Below are 18,163 nucleotides of genomic sequence, written 5' to 3'. Positions count from 1 at the left end.
GGAGGGAGGCACCCACCATGACCGTTGTCCCGGCACAGCAGGGCGGAGGCGGTGCCCGCGGCACCAGCGGCCTGTACGACGTCCTCGAACTCGTCCTGGACCGCGGACTCGTCATCGACGCGTTCGTCCGTGTGTCCCTGGTCGGCATCGAGATCCTCAAGATCGACGTACGGGTCGTCGTCGCCAGCGTCGACACCTACCTCCGCTTCGCCGAGGCGTGCAACCGTCTCGACCTGGAGGCGGGTCCCCGCAAGGACCCCGGACTGCCCGACCTGGTCGGCGAGATGACCGAGGCAGGCGCCCGCGGCAAGTCCAAGGGGGCGCTCTCCGGCGCCGCCGAGACCATCTCCGACGCCCTGAAGGGCCCGTCCAGCCGTTCGACCCGTAAGAAGGAGGAGCAGGAGTGAGCACGTACGTCTACGGGATCGCGCGCAGCTCACACCCGAGCCTCCCCGAGAAGATGGGCGGCATCGGCGAACCGGCCCAGCCCGTCCGCGTCCTCACCCGCGGCGCCCTCGCCGCGCTCGTCAGCGACGCGCCCGACGACCTCAGGCCCAAGCGGCGCGACCTGCTCGCGCACCAGAACGTGCTGGCCGAGGCGGGCGCGGGCGGCGCGGTGCTGCCCATGCGGTTCGGCGGCGTCTCGCCCGACGACGACGCGGTCCTCGCCGTGCTCGGCGAGCGCGAGGAGCACTACCTGGAACGGCTGCGCGCCCTCGACGACAAGGTCGAGTACAACGTGAAGGCCAGCCACGACGAAGAGGCCGTCCTGCACCGGGTGCTCGCCGACAACCCCGAGCTGCGCGAGCTCAGCGAGGCCAACCGCGCGGCCGGCGGCGGCAGCTACGAACAGAAGCTGGCGCTCGGCGAGCGGGTCGCGGCCGCCGTCCAGCAGCGCGAGGCGAACGACGCCGTACACGTCCAGCAGACCCTGGAGGGCCTGGCCTCGGACGTCCGCCCCGGCCCGGAGAGCGGTGGCTGGCTGGCGAACATCTCGTTCCTGGTGGAACGGGACCGCGCCGACGCGCTCATCAGCGCCATCGACGAGCTCCGGCGGACCCACCAGCACCTGGTCCTCCAGGTGAACGGCCCGCTGCCGCCGTACAGCTTCGTGGAGTGAGAGGACCGACCCGAGCATGGGCCTGCTGGGAGAACTGCTGCTCCTGCCGGCCGCCCCCTTGCGCGGCACCGCCTGGGTGCTGCGCCAGGTGGTGGCCGAGGCCGAGCGGCAGTACTACGACCCCGCCGCCGTGCAGCGCGAACTCGCCCGCCTCAACGAACTGCTCGAGGCGGGCGAGATCGACGAGGCGGAATTCGACCGCCGCGAGGACGAACTCCTCGACCGCCTGGAGAAGGGCCCGAGACAGACATGACCACCCCACGCCCCGCACCCACCGGCAGCCTGCCCAGCCCGTACGCCTCGGAAGGCAGCAGCGCCAACCTCGCCGACATCCTGGAACGCGTCCTCGACAAGGGCGTCGTCATCGCCGGCGACATCAAGATCAATCTGCTCGACATCGAGCTGCTGACCATCAAGCTGCGCCTCGTCGTCGCCTCCGTCGAACGGGCCAAGGAGATGGGCATCGACTGGTGGGAGAGCGACCCCGCCCTCTCCTCCCGCGCCCGGCACGGCGAACTCGCCCGCGAGAACGCCGAGTTGCAGCGCCGCATCGCCGAACTGGAGGAGCGCACCGCATGAGCACCGACCGGCTGCGTTACGTGTACGCCGTGACGCGCCCCTTCGACGGTGTCCTGCCCGAGGGGGCCCGCGGCATCGACGGCGAACCGCCCCGGCTGCTGCGCCACGGGGACCTGGTCGCCGTCACCGGCACCGTCCCGGCCGACGAGTTCGACGAGGCACCGCTGCGCGCCCGCCTGGAGGACCTCGACTGGCTGGCCGGCACGGCGCGCGCCCATGACGCGGTGATATCCGCCCTGTCGACCGTCACCTGCCCGCTCCCGCTGCGGCTGGCGACCGTCTGCCGCGACGACAGCGGCGTGCGGCGCCTCCTGGAGGAGGGGCACGACCGGTTCGTACGGGCGCTCGCGCGGCTCGACGGCCGGGTCGAGTGGGGCGTCAAGGTCTACGCGGAACCGGGCGCCGCACAGACGACCGCCGAGCCGGAACCGGCACCGCCCGCCGGCTCCGGGGCGTCCACCGGCTCCGCGGCGTCCGGACGGCAGGCGTCCGGCCGGGAGTACCTGCGGCGGCGCCTGCACGCCCGCCGCAGCCGCGAGGGCGACTGGCGGCGCGCCGACGAGCTGTGCCGGCGGCTGCACGCCGAGCTGTCCCGGTACGCCGAGGCCGGCACCGTCCACCGCCCCCAGGACGGCCGGCTCTCCGGCGCCCCGGGGGTCAACGTGCTCAACGCCGCCTACCTGGTGGACCGGGCGCGCAGCGAGCGGTTCGTCGAGCTGGTCGACGCGGCGTCCGAGCCGGGCGTGCGCGTCGAGCTGACGGGGCCGTGGGCGCCCTACTCCTTCGCCGGCATCGCGGACGACGAGGCCCACGAGGCGCGCGAGGCACGGGGGGCCGGCCGATGAGCACGGTGGAGCCCCTGGCCGAGCGGCGCATCGCCCTCGTCGACCTGCTGGACCGGCTGCTCGCGGGCGGCGTGGTGCTGACGGGCGACCTGACCCTCCGGATCGCCGACGTCGACCTCGTACGGGTCGACCTGAAGGCGCTCATCAGCTCGGTGAGCCAGGACGTCCCCTCGCCCTGGGAGCCGCTCATGGAGGAGGTGCGCCCATGAGCGCCTCGCGCCGCACGGTGGAGCTCGACCCGGACACCGTCGAACGGGACCTCGCCTCGCTCGTGCTGACGGTCGTCGAGCTGCTGCGGCAGCTCATGGAGCGCCAGGCGCTGCGGCGCGTGGAGAGCGGCGACCTCACCGAGGAGCAGGAGGAGCGGATCGGGCTGACGCTGATGCTGCTGGAGGACCGTATGGAGCTCCTGCGGACGCGCTTCGGGCTCGAACCGGAGGACCTCAACATCGATCTCGGACCGCTCGGCCCCCTCCTGTAGACCTCCCGCGCCCCGCCGCGCCACCGCCGGTGGCGCGGCGGGGCGCGGCGCTACGTGGACCGGGGGAACTTCACGCGCGTCGCCCCCTCGCCACCGGGTACGGGCAGCCGGATCAGCAGATCATCATCCCGTGGTCGAGGTCCGTGCCGCACGGCCGCCGGCGATGAGCGGCCGGCGATGAGGGAAAGGCTCCGACATGCCCGTCGTCAACAGCGCAGGACGTCTCGTGCTCACCGCCGCGGTGTGCGCCGGGCTGCTCACGGGATGCGCCGAGGAGCCACCCGCCGCCCGGAGCCCCCGCGGCGCGGCGGCCGCGACGGCGGCGCCGCCCGTGGCCGGAGCGCCCGCGCGGCCCGCGCCCGCCGAGATCCCCGGCCTCGGCCCCGCCACCCGCTCCCACATCCCCGCCACCAGCACCCAGGCGCTCGTCGTCAAGGGCGACGGGCCGCACTCCCACCAGTCGACCGCCGTGCTGTACGAGCGCGACCGGGCGACCGGCTGGAAGGCCGTCAGCCAGCCGTGGCCCGCGCACAACGCGCTGCGCGGCTGGACGGCCGACCACCGCGCCGGGGACCTGCGCACACCCATCGGCGTGTTCGCCCTGGGGGACTCCGGAGGACGCCTGCCCGACCCGGGCACGCTGCTGCCCTACGACCAGAGCGAGGAGTTCAACATGCCCGGTACGGGCTTCCTCGGGGAACCGCTGGAGGGCTCCTTCGACCACGTCGTGGCCATCGACTACAACCGCGTCCCCGGTACGTCGCCCCTCAACAAGGTCCGCCCCCTCGGACCCGGCAAGGGCGGCGGCGTCTGGATCCACGTCGACCACGGGGGCCCCACGCGCGCGTGCATCTCCCTCCAGCGGGACGACATGCGGCAACTGCTGCTCGCCCTGGACCCGGCGAAGAAGCCGGTGATCGTGATGGGTGACGCGGGCACGCTCGGCCGGTGAGAGGGCCGTCATGGTGACGCGGGCACGCTCGGCCGGTGAGAGGGCCGTCATGGGGGGCGCCGCGCGCCCGCCGGGTCAGGCACCCGCCCGGGGGCGGTAGACCGTCAGCGCCTCGTCGGCCTTGTCCACGAACAGCTCGGGCGGCGCCTCGGTGACCTCGCCGTCGTACGCCAGCGGCGTCCCCGGCGCCAGCCCCGAGACCCGTACCCTGCGGAGCTGCTCCGCCGCGTGCACCGGCGACTTGCTGAGCGGACCCGCGAGCGCCGCCGCCAGCAGCCGCAGCCCCGGCAGCCTGCCGCCGTGCACCACCCGGACGTCCAGCAGACCGTCGGCGAGGTCGTGACGGCGCCCCGGCGTGGGGCCCATGCGCCGGTACACGCAGTTCCCCGCGAACAGCAGCCACAGCGGCCGCCGCCGGCCGTGCACGTCCGCCTCCAGCGGATGCTCACCGCGCAGCACCCGCCACGCCGCCAGGACACCCGCCGGCCAGCCCCCGACCCGGGGCGCCCACCGTTCCCGCAGCCGCACCAGCTCCGGATACACGCCCAGGCTGAAGGTGTTGAGGAAGTACCCGTGCGGCGCCCCGTCCGGGCCCGGGGTGAACCGGCCCAGGTCCACGCGGACCGCGTCGCCCGAGGTGAGCGCGCGGCACGTGTCGTGGACCGACTCGACGCCCAGGTCGTAGGCGAAGTGGTTCAGGGTGCCGCCCGGGAACACCGCGAGCGGCAGACCGTGCTCGGCGGCCACCGCCGCGGCCCGGTTGATGGTGCCGTCGCCGCCCAGGACACCCAGGGCAGCGCAGCGGCCCGACGCCGCCGCCTTCTCCAGCGCCCGCGGCACGTCGTCCGGCGCGCACTCCAGCACCTCGGCGCGCGGCAGCGCGTTCCGCACGAGGGCGGTCGTGTCCCCGGACCCCGCACCGGTGTTGGCGACGACCACCAGACCCTCGCCGGCCGGCAGCGCGGGCGCGGTCGCGTGCGGGCGGCCCGGCGCGGGGAGCTGCGACCGGGTCGGCACGATCCCGCGCACGGCGTAGGCGGCGCCCACGCCGAGCGCCGCGCCGACGAGCACGTCGCTCGGGTAGTGGACGCCCGTGTAGACGCGGGAGAGGGCCACGGCGGCGGCCACCGGCGCCACGGCCGCGCCCCAGCCCCCGGACTCCAGCAGGACGCCCGTGGTGAACGCGGCGGCGGAGGCGGAGTGCCCGGACGGGAACGACGTGGTGAACGGCTGCTTCTTGAGCTGCCGCACCAGCGGCACCGCGTCCAGCACCGGCCGGGCGCGGCGTACGGAGCGCTTGGCGACCGTGTTGATGGCCGCCGAGGCCAGCGCCAGGGACGCCACCCCGCGCACGGCGGCCCGGCGCGACGGCCCGCCGCGCCCGAGCAGTGCGATACCGGCCGCCGCGCCCAGCCACAGCACCCCGTGGTCGGCGGCGTGGCTGAGCCGGGGCAGCACCCGGTCGCCGCCCGGCCAGTGGCGGGTGGCGACGCGGTGGAAGACCTCGCGGTCCCAGGCGCTGAGCCGGGCGGTCACCCGGCCCCGTACGGTCTCGGCAGCATGGATGCCGTGGGAAGCGGACATGTCCCGCGCGTACCCCGCCCGCCGCCCGCCCACGCGCACCCCCGTCACCGGGGGCCGTGAACGGCCGGCGGGCTCGTGCCCGGTCATGGTGCGCGGGGCCTCAGGCCGGCTCCGCCCGGCGGTCGCGCTCCTTCTCCGCGTACGGCCAGCGCAGCAGCGCGCCGAGGCCGCCCACCGGGACCTCGTCGTCGATCTCGGGGCTCACCCGCAGGACGTCCGCGCCCGTCATGACCGCCGAGCGGAGCAGGGCGTCGTCCGCGCGGGCGGGGAGCGGGTCCCGTTCGCCCAGGTAGTGCGTCTCGCTGCGGCGCACGGCGATCTGGTCCGGCTCGGCGCCGACCCACACCTCGCGGTGCGCGTCCGGACCCTCCGGGCGGATGAGCAGCTCGGCGATCCGGTGCTCGCGGGCCGCCTCGATCAGCGCGGGCACGCCCTCGGCCGCGGCCGGGCGGCCGCCACCGGTGGAGCGCGCGGCCCGGAAGCGGTCCAGCTCCTGCTCGGCCGTCCGCCGCAGGTGGTCCTGGCGGGCCGCCTCCACGTCCTCGTCCAGCAGCCGCACGCTCGCGCCCGCGCCCGGCGCGCGGCTCCCGTGCTCGCTCTCCACGGCCAGCGGGCGGAACTCGGCGGGCAGCCGCTCGTGCACGGAGTGCCGTTCGCGGACGTCACCGGCCAGCACGATCAGATCGGCGCCGGTCTCCTCCTCGCACTCGGCGACGGCCTCGGCGATCCGCGCCGCGTTCTCCTCCCAGGTGTTCTCCACGCTGAGCTGGAAGTGGCGCTCGGACCAGTCGGCCGAGCCGGTGCGGTGGATGGGCCAGTCACGGCCCTCCACGTGGCCGGCGGGGCGGCCGCCCAGGGGGCTGCGCAGCTCCAGGTCGGCGCCGGTGCGGTCGATGTAGGCGACCAGGCAGACCGGCTCCCGCGCCGCCAGGTCCAGCAGCGGGGCCAGCCGGGGCAGCGCGGCCCAGGTCACGTCGGCGGGGGCGAGGGGGCGGCGCGTCAGCGGCGGGTCGAGGACCACCTCGCCATGGGCCGCGAACACCGCGCGTCCGGCCTCGCCCGGTGGGCGGGTCCCGCTCGTCAGCGCCTCGTACACGGCGCGCTCGGTGGCCGGATCACACCCTTGGGCGGTGAGCGCCCGGCAGGCTTCCCTGGCTTGCAGTTCCCGCCGCTCCCGCGTGGACTCGTCGACCCGGGACGTGTCCAGATACACGCTGGCCCAGGGCCCGGGGCGGTCGAAGAGGGGGGTGAGAAAAGCGAGTTGCATGGCTCCCTCCCGGAGGCCGGAGTGTGCGTCCGCACCGGGTACCCGACCGACCACGGGCCACACGGGTCACACCGCGCGTCCGACCATCGCCAGCAGCCTCGTCTGCTCGTCGGCGTCCGGCGGCGGCTCCAGCCGGGGGGCGAACAGGCCGCTTTCGGCCAGGCTGTCCGCGTACGGGGACACCGCGTCCACGGTGAAGCCGACCAGGTCGCCCGGCAGCCGCTCGTCCGCGCCGATCCCCCGGGACAGGTCCCAGGCGTGGATCACCAGGTCCGAGGTCATCTGCGAGCAGTACGCGGTCGCGGGCGTCGGGCCGGAGGAGAGCTGGACCGTACGCTCCATGGCGCCCGGCTCCAGGAACGCCTCGCGCGACTCCGCCGCCGCCCGGTCCCACGCGGCGACCGGGTCGTCGCCCAGCACGTCGCCCTCGAAGGCGTCACCGAGCTCGGCGATGGCGCGCCGCTCCCGCACCAGCGGCACCACCCACAACTGCTCGGCGGTCAGGTGGTTGACCAGGTCGCGGACCGTCCAGTCGGTGCAGGGCGTCGGCGCGTCCCACTGGTCCGGGCGGACGGCGTGCACGCGTGCGCCGAACAGGTCGAGGGCCTCGCCGTGCCGGGCGAGGAGCGTGCCGGGCACATGGGGATTGGGCATCCGGGTCACCTCCGTGTGAGCCGCTGACGTCACCCGGTCCACTCTTCCCCGGCACGGCTCCGTGCGCGACCGGGACGGGGACGCGTGCGGTACGGGCAGGGCCGGGGCGGCGGGCCTGGGCCGTGGCGGCGGCCGGCGCGGCGCACGACGAGGCTCCTCGTCCGCCGCGCGGGACGAGGAGCCGGCCTGGGGTGCGGTACGGATACCGCCCCGGCGAGGCCCCGGGTCGTGTCCGCGAAGTCCCGTCTGCCTGGCGACGCCTGGCACGCGCGCTCGCCGCGTTGTCGTCAGTCGCCAATGTCCCCCGTAGCCCTGCGGGCACGGGAGGTGCCCCCACCGCAGTGGCTCCTTCCTCCGCCTTGCGAATCGCACGCACCAGACGCCGCCAGGCCCGCCCTGCGGGCGGACGACGCTACTTCGCGGACACTCCCTAGGCCGTCTGCATGGTCCTGGCCGCCTTGGCGAATTCCTCCGTGAAGGCCTCGCAGAACGCCTTGAGGTCGTCCGGCTTGCGGCTGGTGATCAGCGTGGCGGGCTTCGCCCCGCACACCTGCACCCGCTCGTCGACCCACTCACCGCCGGCGTTGCGGATGTCGGTCCGCAGGCTCGGCCACGACGTGAGCGTCCGGCCGCGCACCACATCGGCCTCCACCAGCGTCCAGGGAGCGTGGCAGATCGCCGCGACCGGCTTGCCCGCCTCGAAGAAGCCCCGGACGAAGGAGACCGCCCGGTCGTCCATCCGCAGGAAGTCCGGGTTGGCGACGCCGCCCGGCAGCACCAGGCCGCCGAAGTCCCCGGCCGAGACGTCGCCGACGGTCCGGTCGACGGGGAAGGTGTCCGCCTTGTCGAGGTGCTGGAACGCCTGGATCTCGCCCGGCTCGGTCGAGACGAGGACGGGCGTGTTCCCGGCGTCCTTCACCGCCTGCCAGGGGTCGGTGAGCTCCACCTGTTCGACGCCTTCGGGCGCCACGAGAAACGCGATCTGCACAGTGGTTCCTTTCTGTCTCTCATCCGGTCTCGGTACCGGTGCCCCGTTACGCGGGGTGCGGCGGCCGTACCAGTGCCACGGCCACCTCCTGCACGCTGCGGTAGGTGCGGTCCCCGGGCAGCGCCTCCACCCGCTCCGTGAGCGGATCGGGCGCGTGGCGCTCCCGCAGGATGCGCAGGAGGTCGCCGCGGTGCGCCGGGAACGGTGTACGCGCCAGATGCCGGCCCAGCTCCAGGCGCAGCGCCTCGAACGGGTCGGTGTGCACCCGGGGCGGTGCCAGTTCCGGGTCGTCCTCGGCGACCGGCTCCGGGTCGTGCCACTCCTCGGTCCTGGTCGGATGCCCGGACCGGAGCAGCCCCTTGAGCTGGTGTTTCATCTCATCGTCCTGGCGGCGGCTGAGCCGGTCGCTGCCTCGCTGCATGGCGCCCTCCACGATCTTCCGTGTGCGGTCGCCGGGCGGGTACCCGGCCCGGCGCGGGCAAACCCGGGTTTGGGCACGGGGGAGCGGGGGACTCGCGGGTGCGGCCGAGCGGCCAAGGGGTGACAGGGAAGAAATGGTCTCGGGCGCGGGCGGCGGTCCGCGCCCGAAGGCATGCCCGGAGCCGGGCGGCGGACCTCCGGGTCGTCCGCGGCCGGTGGCCGGAGCGCGTCGGGGGAGCGTCCTGTCCGGGCCCGCGCTGTGGCGGGCCGCTCGGTCACGGCGGGTTTGTCCTCCCTCACGCGGGAGACCCGGCCCCCGACGGAAGGACCGGGTCAATGGGACTGCTATCCGTACTGGTTCCCCTCCTGCTGCCGCCCGCGATGCTCGGCGTCGTCGTGGCGATGGGACGCTACGAGGAGCTCATGCTCACCGGGCCGGAGGCCGAGGCCCCGGAGCCCCGGGAGGGGGCCGCCGGTGTCACGGCTTCCCGCCCGGCAGGAACTCCTGCACCTTCGCCTTCAGCCCCTGTTTCACGACGGCGCCACGCTCGGCGTCGCCCTTCACGAGGGCGGCGGCGGTCGACTCCAGTTGCTGCCAGGTCGCATGCGGCGGGATCGGCGGTACGGACGGGTCGGTGACGAACTCGACCACCGCCGCACCGTCCGCCGCCAGCGCCATCCGCCAGGCGCTCTCCACCTCGTCCGGCTTCTCCACCCGCAGCCCCGTCAGCCCGATCGACTCCGCGAACAGCGCGTACGGGACGTCCGGCAGCTCCTGGGACGGCAGGAACGACGGCGCGTTGCCCATGGCGCGCAGCTCCCAGGTCACCTGGTTGAGGTCCCGGTTGTTCCACACACCGATCACCAGGCGCGGATCGTCCCACTGGTGACGGTACTTGGCCGCCGTGATCAGCTCGGCCAGCCCGTTCATCTGCATCGCCCCGTCGCCCACCAGCGCCACCACCGGCCGGTCCGGGTGGGCGAACTTGGCGCCGATCGCGTACGGCACCCCGCACCCCATCGTGGCCAGGGTCCCCGACAACGAGCCGCGCATGTCACCGCGCATGGTGATGTGACGGGCGTACCAGTTGGCGACCGACCCGGAGTCGGACGTCAGCAGCGTACGGTCGGGCAGCAGGGGGGACAGCGCCCGTGCCACGTGCTCGGGGTTCACAAGAGCGGCGCTCACCCCCGCGCGGCGTTCCATGACCTCCTCCCACCGGCGCACCGACTTCTCGATCTTCTCCCGCCAGCCGCGCTTCCGGTTCCGCCGCAGCAGGGGGATCAGGCGGCGCAGCGTCGCGCGTGCGTCGCCGATGAGGTTCACCTCGTACGGGTAGCGCATCCCGGCCATGTGGGGGTCGAGGTCGATCTGCACCGCCCGCGCCTGCCCGTACTCCGGCAGGAACTGGCTGTAGGGGAAGCTGGAGCCGATCGTCAGCAGGGTGTCGCAGCCCTGCATCAGCTCCCAGGAGGGCCGGGTGCCCAGCAGGCCGATCGACCCGGTGACGTAGGGCAGTTCGTCGGACAGGGCGTCCTTGCCGAGCAGCGCCTTGGCGACGCCCGCGCCCAGCAGTTCGGCGACCTCCGCGACCTCCGCGCGGGCCGCCGCGGCGCCCTGGCCGATCAGCAGGGCCGGCTTCTCGCCGGCGTTCAGCACCTCGGCGGCCCGCTCCAGGGCGTCGTCGGCGGGCACGGCCGTCCAGGCGCTGCGGTCCAGGCTGGAGGGCACCATCTTGAATTCGTGGGTGGGCGGGGTGTATTCGAGCTCCTGCACGTCCCCCGGCACGATCACGACGGTGGGGCAGCGGCGCGCGTACGCCGTGCGGATCGCCCGGTCCAGGACGTTGGGGAGCTGCTCGGGGACGTTCACCGTGGCGATGAAGTCGGAGGCGACGTCCTTGAACAGTGAGTGGAGGTCGACCTCCTGCTGGTACGAGCCGCCCATGGCGCTGCGGGCCGTCTGGCCCACGATCGCCACCACCGGCACGTGGTCGAGCTTGGCGTCGTACAGCCCGTTCAGCAGGTGGATCGCGCCCGGTCCCGAGGTGGCCACGCACACGCCGAGCCGGTGCCCGAACTTGGCGTACCCGACGGCCTGGAAGGCGGCCATCTCCTCGTGCCGGGCCTGGATGAAGCGGGGCTGGTTCTCGGCGCGGCCCCAGGCGGCGATCAGTCCGTTGATCCCGTCACCCGGATAGCCGAACACGTACTCGACGTCCCAGTCGCGCAGCCGCGCGAGAATCCGGTCGGCGACATCCATGCTCATCTGCGGTCCTCCTGGAATCGGTGCCGTTTCCTACCCGTCGGTAACAGCCGCTGCGTTCCGGCAGCACAGGCCCGGGTACCGGGCCCCGAAGAGCGGAAACGCCCGAGTGCGGCCAGCATGGAATGAGGAGTTTGCCGGGGTCCGCCCCGGGCATGCGCAACTCGTGCTTCGGACCGGAGGCACGTCCGTGGGAGCGGCCATCCGCTCCGGGCGTGTCGGCTGCCCGGAGAAAGGAGCTCTCCTCGGGGTGACAGCCAACCGTCAGCACCGTTCAGGGAGCTGAAACGCATCATGCCTACCCTCGCTCACACGAAGCATCCGCACGACGACGCCCCCGACACCGCCGAGGCGTTCCAGCGCCTGGCCACCCTGCCCGAGGGTGAGGAGCGGGAAGCCGTACGGCAGGACATCGTCCGTGCCTGGCTGCCCATGGCGGACCGGCTCGCCGGCCGCTTCCGCAATCGCGGCGAGTCGCTGGAGGACCTCAAGCAGGTCGCCGCCCTCGGCCTGGTCAAGGCCGTGGACCGGTACGACCCCGAACGCGGCGCGGCCTTCGAGAGTTTCGCCGTCCCCACCATCACGGGCGAGATCAAGCGCCACTTCCGCGACCACATGTGGACCCTCCACGTCCCCCGCCGCGTCCAGGACCTGCGGGGCCGGGTCCGCGCCGCCTACCAGGAACTCTCGCACTCGGTCGGAGGCCGCGCTCCCACCGTGTCCGAGATCGCCAAGAAGGCGGGCATGACCGAGGAGGAGGCCGTCGCCGGGCTCGAGGCCCTGGACAGCTTCACCGCCCTCTCGCTGGACGCTGAGCTGCCCGGCACCGAGGACGGCTACACCCTCGTCGACGCGCTCGGCGGCCCCGACCCGGCTCTCGACGTCGTCATCGACCGCGAATCGGTCAAGCCGCGCCTGCGCAGCCTGCCCGAACGCGAACAGAAGATCCTCTACATGCGGTTCTTCCGCGACATGACGCAGAGCCGCATCGCCGAGGACCTCGGCATCTCCCAGATGCACGTCTCCCGGCTGATCAGCCGCTGCTGCACCCAGATGCGGGAGGACATCATGCGGGACGTCGCCGCATAGCCAGCGCGATGTGGCGGGACATCACATCGGCGGCCTGCCCCTCGGCCATCGAGAACGCCCGTCCGGCACCCGTACGCAGCAGGGTCAGCACCCCCGCCACCCCGCCGCCCTCCAGGGGCAGCGGCAGGCACAACAGCGAGCTCACCTCGGCCCGCACCAGCACCGGCGCGCCCGAGGCGTCCTCGCCGAACGCGAGGACGTCCTCGGGCCGCACCTGCAACGAGGCGGAGCCGCCCCGCGCCGCCTCCACCACCAGCGGGCAGCCGGCCGGGTCCTGCCGCGCGACCTCCTCCACCAGCGGCGCCCGCACCGCGTCGGCCGGGCCCAGCACCACGGCCCGGCGCAACGACCGCGCCCCGGCCGTGTCGGCGACCACCCAGTCCGCGAACCGCCCGTGCAGCACCCGTGAGGCCGCCCGCAGCACCGCCTCCGCGTCCCCCGGCGGGCACGCCAGCAGCGCGCACGCCATCGCGTCCACCAGATCCAGCATCCCGGCACGCTGCGTGGCCTCCGCCAGGTCCGGCGGCGGCAGCCGCCGCCCCGCCACCCCGCCGGCCGCCGGCGCCGCCGGACCCGACACGCCCGGCTGGAGCACCACCAGCACCGTGGGCTGCGGCTCGCCCGGCAGCGGCAGGGCGACCAGCGACGCCCGCACCGGCTCGTCCGGCCGCTGCTGGAGGCGTACGGTCAGGCTGCGGGCGCCCTCGCCGCGCGCCGTGGCCGCCGCCTGCGTCCGCAGCGGCCCCCGGTCGCCTGAGACCAGCAGACCGGCCAGGGGACGGCCCGTGGCGTACCCCGCGCGCATCCCGGTCAGGCCCGTCGCGGCGGCGTTCATCCGGCGCACCACCGTGTCCCGGTCGACCAGCGCCACGGGCAGTGGAAGCCGCTGGAACAGCGTCTTCAGCAACTGCCGCTCCTGCCGGTCGGCCGGCGTGCCGTCCGGGGCGCGGGCCGCGAGCCGCTCGTAGCGCGGCCAGAGCGACTCGGCCGCATGCTGGAGTTCGAAGAGCGCGGCGTCCAGGACGCCCCGCTGTTCGCCCGGCGGAAGAGCGCGGGCGGAGCGCAGCTCCCCGACCCGTCGCACGAAATCCGCGAGGTCCTCGCCGAACTCGTCCGTCTGCGTCATGAGAGCACCGTAACCGGACGCGGAAGACGGCGGGTACGGCCGTTTCACGCCGCGGGCACGGGGCAGCCGGAGCCTGAGAGGAGAGCGCCGCATGCTTCCCGAGCAGGAGTACGAAGGCCCGGAACCGGCATCCACCGCACGGAAACTCCAGCGACTCGCCGAACACGGCGCACGCTCCGTCCCCGCCTGCTGCGGAGCCGTCGCCACCCTCAGCGACGGCGGCGGCGAACGCCGCAGCAGCGCCACCCACCCCGACCTCGCGGCCCTCGTCTCCCTCCAGCTCGACTCCGGCGACGGCCCCATACGGACCGCACTCGACAGCGGCGAACCCGTCGGCGCCGAGGACCTCCTGACGGACGAACGCTGGCCCGACTACCGGGCGACGGCGCTCGGCTCCGGCGTACGGAGCAGCGTCACCCTGCCCTTCCACCGGGCCGGCATGGACATCACGCTCAACCTCTACGGCTTCCGGCCCGGGGCGCTGGCGCACGCCGCGTACGGCTTCGCCGCCATCCTCGGCGAGGAGATCACGGCCGGCCTCGCCCGGGACCGGCGCTACCGCGCGGCCCTCACCGAGCTCGGCCAGCTCACCACGGCACTGCGCTCCCGGCCCGTGATCGACCAGGCCGGCGGCATCGTCATGCACGTCCTCGGCTGCGACGCCGACGAGGCGTACCGGGTGCTGCGGCACGTCTCGCAGCTCACCAACCGCAAACTCGCGGACGTCGCCCAGGGCGTCGTCCGCACCCGGGGCCGCGGCCTGGAGAAGGAACTGGTCCGCCTGGCACCGGGCACCCCGCGCCGGTGACCGGGGGCCGGACCCCGCGGAGCGGCGATATGCGAAGAACCTCCGTATAAAGGGCTATGGGGCTGGGCACATGTCCCCGGACCACCAGCGGCTCGGACCCAGCGGCGGAGGTGAGGGCATGGGGCAGCCGGACACGCGAGGGCGCGGCCCCGTCCGCTACGGGCCGCACGCGCCCGAGTCCGGGCTGCCCGTGCTGCCCGAGCTGGCGGCCGTCCTCGCGGCCGCCGCCGGCCGCACCGAACCCGAACCACCCGGAGGCGGCGCCGTCCTGCGCGACGCGGCCTGCGGCTACTGGTGGCGCCGAGGGCTGCGCTGCCACCCCGAGGACCTCGCCGCAGCGCCGGGCGCCCAGCCGCTGCTGTCGGCCCTCGTGGCCGCCCACGGGGGCGACGTCCTGATGCCCCGGCCCTGCCCCGCCTGGTGGACCCCGCAGGCCAGGCTCCTGGGGCGGCCCGCCTACCACGTGCCCACGCCCGCCGAGTGCGGGGGCGTGCCCGACCCGTTCGCGCTGCTGGAAACCGTACGGCGCGTGCGCGCCGAGGGTGGCCGGCCGGCCGTCCTGCTGCTGTCCGTGGCCGACGACCCCACGGCCACCGTCGCCCCGCCCGAGGTGGTGCGCGAGGCGTGCGAGGCGGCCGTCGACGAGGGCCTGCACATCATCAGCGACGAGACCTGGCGCGACACCCTGCACGACCCGCACGACACCGTGCTCGTCAGCCCCGCCGAGATGTGCCCCGACGACGTCACCGTCCTGTGCGACCTGTCCGGGGCGCTCACCCCCGGCGCCTGGCCCGCCGCCGTCGCCCGCTTCCCGCACACCGGACGGGGACCGGCCCGCCGCGCCCGCACCCTGGACCGGCTCACCGCCCTCGGCGCCCAGGTGGCCGCCCCCGTCGCCGCGGCCGCCGCCCACGCGCTCGGCGAACCCGCACCGGTCACCACCCGCGCCGCCGCCACCGCCGCCCTCCACGCGCGCGTGGCCGCCGCCGCGCACCGCACCCTCCTCGACGCCGGGGCGCTCGCCCTCCCGCCCCGGGCCGGACGGCACCTGTACGCGGACCTCGGCCCCCTGCGCGGCCGCCTCGCCGAACGCGGCGTGACCGACTCCATGGAACTGGAGGACTACCTGACGGACCGCCTGGGCGTGCCCGTACCCGGCGGCCACCGCTTCGGCGACGAGCTCGGCGCGCTCCGGGTGCGGCTGGCGACCTGGTCCCTGCTCGGAGCAACCCCCGAGGAGCGCACGGAGTCCCTCACGGCGGCGGAGCCGCTGGAATCGCCCCATGTGACGGAGGCGTTGGACAGGTTCGGTTCTGCTTTCCACGAACTGGGAGAACCACGGTGAACGGAGCTGGCGGATGACGGAACAGACGGCACCCAGCGAGCACCCCCCGTCGGGCCGCGCCCCGGCCGGGCACCCCCGGGGCGGCCCCCCACGCCCCCTCGGCCAGATCCGCACCTGGCCGAGATCCTTCACCGACCGGCTCACCGCCCCCCTGCCCGGGGTGCGCGCCATGGCCAGACTCGCCCGCGAGGGAGCGGTGCGCCCCAGCGCCGAAGGGCTCCGCGACATCCCGCACCTGCCGTTCGCGCCCGAACCCCTGCCCACCGCGGAGCCCGGCTCCGTCGCCGTCACCTGGGCCGGCCACGCGAGCTGGATCATCCGGATCGGCGGGCTCACCGTCCTCACCGACCCCGTCTGGTCCCGCCGCATCCTCGGCACACCCGCCCGCATCACGCCCGTCGGCGTGCGGTGGGAGGACCTCCCGCCCGTCGACGCCGTCGTCATCAGCCACAACCACTACGACCACCTCGACGCCCCCACCGTCCGCAGGCTGCCCCGCGACACCCCCGTCTTCGTCCCCGCCGGGCTCGGCCGCTGGTTCCGCCGCCGCCGCTTCACCCACGTCACCGAACTCGACTGGTGGGAGGCGGCCGAACTGCGCGGCGTCCGCTTCGACTTCGTACCGTCCCACCACTGGTCCAAGCGCACCCTCACCGACACCTGCCGCACCCTGTGGGGCGGCTGGGTGCTCGGCGACACCCACGGCCACCGCGTCCACTTCGCCGGCGACACCGGCTACGGCCACTGGTTCGAGGAGATCGGCCGCCGCCACCCGGGCATCGACCTCGCCCTCCTCCCCATCGGCGCCTACGACCCCCGCTGGTGGCTGCGCGACGTCCACACCGACCCGGAGGAGGCCGTCCAGGCCTTCCAGGACCTCGGCGCCCGGATCATGGCGCCCATGCACTGGGCCACGTTCGTCCTCTCCTCCGAGCCGGTCATGGAGCCCCTCACCCGCGTCCGCGCCGCCTGGGAGAAGGCGGGACTGCCCCGCGACCGCCTCTGGGACCTGCCCGTGGGCGCCTCACGGGTGCTGCCTGATTAGGGCTCGCATCTCCTCCGGGGCGCTTCAGCCTGTGCCGACGGCCGATCGTGCTCGGTCGCTCGTTCCTCACGACCTCCGCGCGTTCTCCCTCTCGACACAGTCGCGCCCCTTCGGCTCACTCGCCGATCCGCCCGCTCAGGAGTGACGCACCCGCCGCCACAGCGACGGCACCGCGCCCACCACGACCGTGAGGGCGATCGCCGCCAGCACGCCCTGCCAGGGGCTCGCGAAGAGCGAACCGCCCAGGACGCCGATCAACTGGTACGTCGCCGCCCACGCCAGGCACGCCGGCAGATTGCCGCGCACGAAGCGGCGCAGCGGCATCTCGGCGAGCAGGCACGCCAGCATCACCGGTATCCGGCCCGCCGGGACCAGCCGGGACAGCACCAGCACCGACACCCGGTGCTCCGCCAGCCTGCTCCGGGCCTGCTCCAGCTTGTCCGGCGCCGCCCGCCCCCGCAGCGCCTCCAGCCACCGCGAGCCGTTCCTCGACCGCACCCCCCGCCGGCCCAGCCAGTACAGCGCCACGTCCCCCACGAACGCCGCGCCCGCCGCCAGCAGGAACACCACCAGCAGCGACACCGGCGACGTCTGGTGGAACGCCACCACGGCGGCCGAGCTGACGATCGCCCCCGTGGGGATCACCGGCACCAGCGCCCCCAGCGCCACCAGAAGGAACAGCGCCGGGTAGCCGAGCGCCTGCTGGGTCGACTCCGGCGGCAACTGGGCCACCGCCGCGATCACCCGGACACCTCCGGCCGCACGCTCTCGCCGTGCCGCAGCAGGTGCACCGCCACGCCCGGCGCCAGGCGCGCCGCGTGCCGCACGAACTCGTCGCCCGGCGCGTGGAACTCGTGCGGCCGCACCCCGTCCAGCCCGATCGGCCAGTACGTGCCGTAGTGCACCGGAACCGCCGCCCGGGGCGCCAGCGCCGCCAGCGCCTCGGCCGCCCGGGTCGCGTCCAGGTGCCCGTGCCCCAGGAACGGCCCCCACCCGCCCACCGGCAGCAGCGCCACGTCCACCTCGCCCACGGCCGCCGCCATCCCGTCGAACAGCCCGGTGTCCCCGGCGAAGTAGGTGCGCGCCGCGCCACTGATCACGTACCCGAGCGCGGGGGAGAGGTGCGGCCCCACCGGCAGCCGCCGCCCGTCGTGGCGCGCCGGCACCGCCCGGACGACGACGCCCGCCACCTTCACCTCGTCACCGGTGGCCACCTCGGTGATCCGCAGGCCGCGCGCGCCCACGAGCCTGCGCAGCCCCGGCACCGCACGGAGCGCGCCCGTCGGCACGATCAGCCGCGTACCCGGCGCGAGCCGGGCCAGCGACGGCAGGTGCAGGTGGTCGGAGTGGAGGTGCGACACCAGCACCACCTCCGCCCGCGCCGCGGCCGGGGGCGGCACCGCGCCGCGCCGCCGCCGCAGATGGGCCAGCCGGCGCACGAACAGCGGGTCGGTGAGCACCCGCACCCCCGAGTCCTGGACCGTACAGGTGGCATGACCCCACCAGGTGACCTCCACCGGCACGCCCGCCCTCCTCGCTCCCGTGTCGCCCGTCCGAGCTCTTACGAGCGTAAATGCGCTCCTCCTCGCCCGGA

General features: G+C 74.8%; 21 protein-coding genes. 12 read left to right on the top strand and 9 right to left on the bottom strand.

What is annotated here, in order from left to right; translation table 11 throughout:
• The first annotated feature begins 17 nt into the window (after positions 1-17).
• From E2B92_RS11745 to E2B92_RS11710, 8 genes are all read left to right on the top strand, one after another.
• The gene (locus E2B92_RS11745) at positions 18-407 is read left to right on the top strand and encodes a gas vesicle structural protein GvpA (RefSeq protein WP_126885359.1); all 390 of its coding nucleotides are present in this window, start codon (positions 18-20) and stop codon (positions 405-407) included.
• Positions 404-1,120 (top strand): GvpL/GvpF family gas vesicle protein, encoded by a 717-nt coding sequence (locus tag E2B92_RS11740; protein WP_126885358.1) that lies wholly within the window; start codon positions 404-406, stop codon positions 1,118-1,120. The genes E2B92_RS11745 and E2B92_RS11740 overlap by 4 nt, the downstream gene beginning before the upstream one ends.
• Positions 1,121-1,136: 16 nt before the next feature.
• Entirely contained in the window at positions 1,137-1,373 is a 237-nt protein-coding gene (locus tag E2B92_RS11735) for a gas vesicle protein GvpG (protein ID WP_126885357.1), read from the top strand.
• Positions 1,370-1,699 carry a gas vesicle protein gene (locus E2B92_RS11730; RefSeq protein ID WP_126885356.1) on the top strand — a complete coding sequence of 110 codons (330 nt, stop codon included), beginning with the start codon at positions 1,370-1,372 and terminating at the stop codon, positions 1,697-1,699. The genes E2B92_RS11735 and E2B92_RS11730 overlap by 4 nt, the downstream gene beginning before the upstream one ends.
• On the top strand, positions 1,696-2,544 hold the full coding sequence (locus tag E2B92_RS11725; protein ID WP_126885355.1) for a GvpL/GvpF family gas vesicle protein: 849 nt from the start codon (positions 1,696-1,698) through the stop codon (positions 2,542-2,544). Before E2B92_RS11730 ends, E2B92_RS11725 begins: the two co-directional genes overlap by 4 nt.
• The gene (locus E2B92_RS11720; RefSeq protein WP_126885354.1) at positions 2,541-2,753 is read left to right on the top strand and encodes a gas vesicle protein; all 213 of its coding nucleotides are present in this window, start codon (positions 2,541-2,543) and stop codon (positions 2,751-2,753) included. The genes E2B92_RS11725 and E2B92_RS11720 overlap by 4 nt, the downstream gene beginning before the upstream one ends.
• The gene (locus tag E2B92_RS11715; protein WP_185923591.1) at positions 2,750-3,025 is read left to right on the top strand and encodes a gas vesicle protein K; all 276 of its coding nucleotides are present in this window, start codon (positions 2,750-2,752) and stop codon (positions 3,023-3,025) included. The genes E2B92_RS11720 and E2B92_RS11715 overlap by 4 nt, the downstream gene beginning before the upstream one ends.
• 196 nt (positions 3,026-3,221) lie before the next feature.
• Positions 3,222-3,977, top strand: a complete 756-nt coding sequence (locus E2B92_RS11710) for a hypothetical protein (protein ID WP_126885353.1) — start codon at positions 3,222-3,224, stop codon at positions 3,975-3,977.
• A gap of 75 nt (positions 3,978-4,052) precedes the next feature.
• Here E2B92_RS11710 and E2B92_RS11705 read toward each other — a convergent pair whose 3' ends face one another.
• The 6 genes from E2B92_RS11705 to E2B92_RS11675 form a co-directional block, all read right to left on the bottom strand.
• Complete coding sequence (locus tag E2B92_RS11705) at positions 4,053-5,561, bottom strand: bifunctional phosphatase PAP2/diacylglycerol kinase family protein (protein ID WP_126885352.1); 1,509 nt, start codon at positions 5,559-5,561, stop codon at positions 4,053-4,055.
• Between the two features lie 100 nt (positions 5,562-5,661).
• Entirely contained in the window at positions 5,662-6,828 is a 1,167-nt protein-coding gene (locus E2B92_RS11700) for a baeRF2 domain-containing protein (RefSeq protein WP_126885351.1), read from the bottom strand.
• Positions 6,829-6,894: 66 nt separating this feature from the next.
• Positions 6,895-7,482, bottom strand: coding sequence for a TIGR03086 family metal-binding protein (locus E2B92_RS11695; protein ID WP_126885350.1), 588 nt, complete (start codon positions 7,480-7,482; stop codon positions 6,895-6,897).
• Between the two features lie 430 nt (positions 7,483-7,912).
• The gene (locus tag E2B92_RS11690; RefSeq protein ID WP_126885349.1) at positions 7,913-8,470 is read right to left on the bottom strand and encodes a type 1 glutamine amidotransferase domain-containing protein; all 558 of its coding nucleotides are present in this window, start codon (positions 8,468-8,470) and stop codon (positions 7,913-7,915) included.
• A gap of 46 nt (positions 8,471-8,516) precedes the next feature.
• The gene (locus tag E2B92_RS11685) at positions 8,517-8,891 is read right to left on the bottom strand and encodes a DUF2795 domain-containing protein (protein WP_126885348.1); all 375 of its coding nucleotides are present in this window, start codon (positions 8,889-8,891) and stop codon (positions 8,517-8,519) included.
• A gap of 477 nt (positions 8,892-9,368) precedes the next feature.
• The gene (locus E2B92_RS11675; protein ID WP_126885347.1) at positions 9,369-11,159 is read right to left on the bottom strand and encodes a thiamine pyrophosphate-requiring protein; all 1,791 of its coding nucleotides are present in this window, start codon (positions 11,157-11,159) and stop codon (positions 9,369-9,371) included.
• A gap of 291 nt (positions 11,160-11,450) precedes the next feature.
• Between E2B92_RS11675 and E2B92_RS11670 the strand changes: the two genes are divergently transcribed.
• Positions 11,451-12,245 (top strand): RNA polymerase sigma factor SigF, encoded by a 795-nt coding sequence (locus tag E2B92_RS11670; protein ID WP_126885346.1) that lies wholly within the window; start codon positions 11,451-11,453, stop codon positions 12,243-12,245.
• On the opposite strand, the gene E2B92_RS11665 is transcribed toward E2B92_RS11670, so the two are convergent.
• Positions 12,223-13,371 (bottom strand): PAS domain-containing protein, encoded by a 1,149-nt coding sequence (locus E2B92_RS11665; protein ID WP_126885345.1) that lies wholly within the window; start codon positions 13,369-13,371, stop codon positions 12,223-12,225. The two genes, E2B92_RS11670 and E2B92_RS11665, sit on opposite strands and share 23 nt — an antisense overlap.
• A gap of 91 nt (positions 13,372-13,462) precedes the next feature.
• On the opposite strand from E2B92_RS11665, the gene E2B92_RS11660 reads away from it, so the two are divergent.
• The 3 genes from E2B92_RS11660 (at position 13,463) to E2B92_RS11650 (ending at position 16,569) form a co-directional block, all read left to right on the top strand.
• Positions 13,463-14,179 carry an ANTAR domain-containing response regulator gene (locus E2B92_RS11660; RefSeq protein WP_126885344.1) on the top strand — a complete coding sequence of 239 codons (717 nt, stop codon included), beginning with the start codon at positions 13,463-13,465 and terminating at the stop codon, positions 14,177-14,179.
• 118 nt (positions 14,180-14,297) lie between these two features.
• Positions 14,298-15,524 carry an aminotransferase class I/II-fold pyridoxal phosphate-dependent enzyme gene (locus E2B92_RS11655; protein ID WP_126885343.1) on the top strand — a complete coding sequence of 409 codons (1,227 nt, stop codon included), beginning with the start codon at positions 14,298-14,300 and terminating at the stop codon, positions 15,522-15,524.
• 13 nt (positions 15,525-15,537) lie between these two features.
• Complete coding sequence (locus E2B92_RS11650) at positions 15,538-16,569, top strand: MBL fold metallo-hydrolase (RefSeq protein WP_133087503.1); 1,032 nt, start codon at positions 15,538-15,540, stop codon at positions 16,567-16,569.
• A 135-nt stretch (positions 16,570-16,704) separates the two neighbouring features.
• Here E2B92_RS11650 and E2B92_RS11645 read toward each other — a convergent pair whose 3' ends face one another.
• Positions 16,705-17,313 (bottom strand): DedA family protein, encoded by a 609-nt coding sequence (locus tag E2B92_RS11645; RefSeq protein ID WP_235023790.1) that lies wholly within the window; start codon positions 17,311-17,313, stop codon positions 16,705-16,707.
• Complete coding sequence (locus tag E2B92_RS11640) at positions 17,310-18,092, bottom strand: MBL fold metallo-hydrolase (protein WP_126889344.1); 783 nt, start codon at positions 18,090-18,092, stop codon at positions 17,310-17,312. The genes E2B92_RS11645 and E2B92_RS11640 overlap by 4 nt, the downstream gene beginning before the upstream one ends.
• Positions 18,093-18,163 lie beyond the last annotated feature (71 nt).

It is taken from the genome of Streptomyces sp. WAC05374, from assembly GCF_004353505.1.
Classification (GTDB): Bacteria; Actinomycetota; Actinomycetes; order Streptomycetales; family Streptomycetaceae; genus Streptomyces.
Note: the sequence above shows the minus strand (reverse complement) of the source record. Positions and strands in the feature narration are given on the sequence as shown.

Coding starts and splice junctions, on each gene's coding strand:
- E2B92_RS11745 (WP_126885359.1), top strand. CDS start 18: ATGACCGTTGTCCCGGCACAGCAGGGCGGAGGCGGTGCCCGCGGCACC.
- E2B92_RS11735 (WP_126885357.1), top strand. CDS start 1,137: ATGGGCCTGCTGGGAGAACTGCTGCTCCTGCCGGCCGCCCCCTTGCGC.
- E2B92_RS11730 (WP_126885356.1), top strand. CDS start 1,370: ATGACCACCCCACGCCCCGCACCCACCGGCAGCCTGCCCAGCCCGTAC.
- E2B92_RS11725 (WP_126885355.1), top strand. CDS start 1,696: ATGAGCACCGACCGGCTGCGTTACGTGTACGCCGTGACGCGCCCCTTC.
- E2B92_RS11720 (WP_126885354.1), top strand. CDS start 2,541: ATGAGCACGGTGGAGCCCCTGGCCGAGCGGCGCATCGCCCTCGTCGAC.
- E2B92_RS11715 (WP_185923591.1), top strand. CDS start 2,750: ATGAGCGCCTCGCGCCGCACGGTGGAGCTCGACCCGGACACCGTCGAA.
- E2B92_RS11710 (WP_126885353.1), top strand. CDS start 3,222: ATGCCCGTCGTCAACAGCGCAGGACGTCTCGTGCTCACCGCCGCGGTG.
- E2B92_RS11705 (WP_126885352.1), bottom strand. CDS start 5,561: ATGTCCGCTTCCCACGGCATCCATGCTGCCGAGACCGTACGGGGCCGG.
- E2B92_RS11700 (WP_126885351.1), bottom strand. CDS start 6,828: ATGCAACTCGCTTTTCTCACCCCCCTCTTCGACCGCCCCGGGCCCTGG.
- E2B92_RS11695 (WP_126885350.1), bottom strand. CDS start 7,482: ATGCCCAATCCCCATGTGCCCGGCACGCTCCTCGCCCGGCACGGCGAG.
- E2B92_RS11685 (WP_126885348.1), bottom strand. CDS start 8,891: ATGCAGCGAGGCAGCGACCGGCTCAGCCGCCGCCAGGACGATGAGATG.
- E2B92_RS11675 (WP_126885347.1), bottom strand. CDS start 11,159: ATGAGCATGGATGTCGCCGACCGGATTCTCGCGCGGCTGCGCGACTGG.
- E2B92_RS11670 (WP_126885346.1), top strand. CDS start 11,451: ATGCCTACCCTCGCTCACACGAAGCATCCGCACGACGACGCCCCCGAC.
- E2B92_RS11665 (WP_126885345.1), bottom strand. CDS start 13,371: ATGACGCAGACGGACGAGTTCGGCGAGGACCTCGCGGATTTCGTGCGA.
- E2B92_RS11660 (WP_126885344.1), top strand. CDS start 13,463: ATGCTTCCCGAGCAGGAGTACGAAGGCCCGGAACCGGCATCCACCGCA.
- E2B92_RS11655 (WP_126885343.1), top strand. CDS start 14,298: ATGGGGCAGCCGGACACGCGAGGGCGCGGCCCCGTCCGCTACGGGCCG.
- E2B92_RS11650 (WP_133087503.1), top strand. CDS start 15,538: ATGACGGAACAGACGGCACCCAGCGAGCACCCCCCGTCGGGCCGCGCC.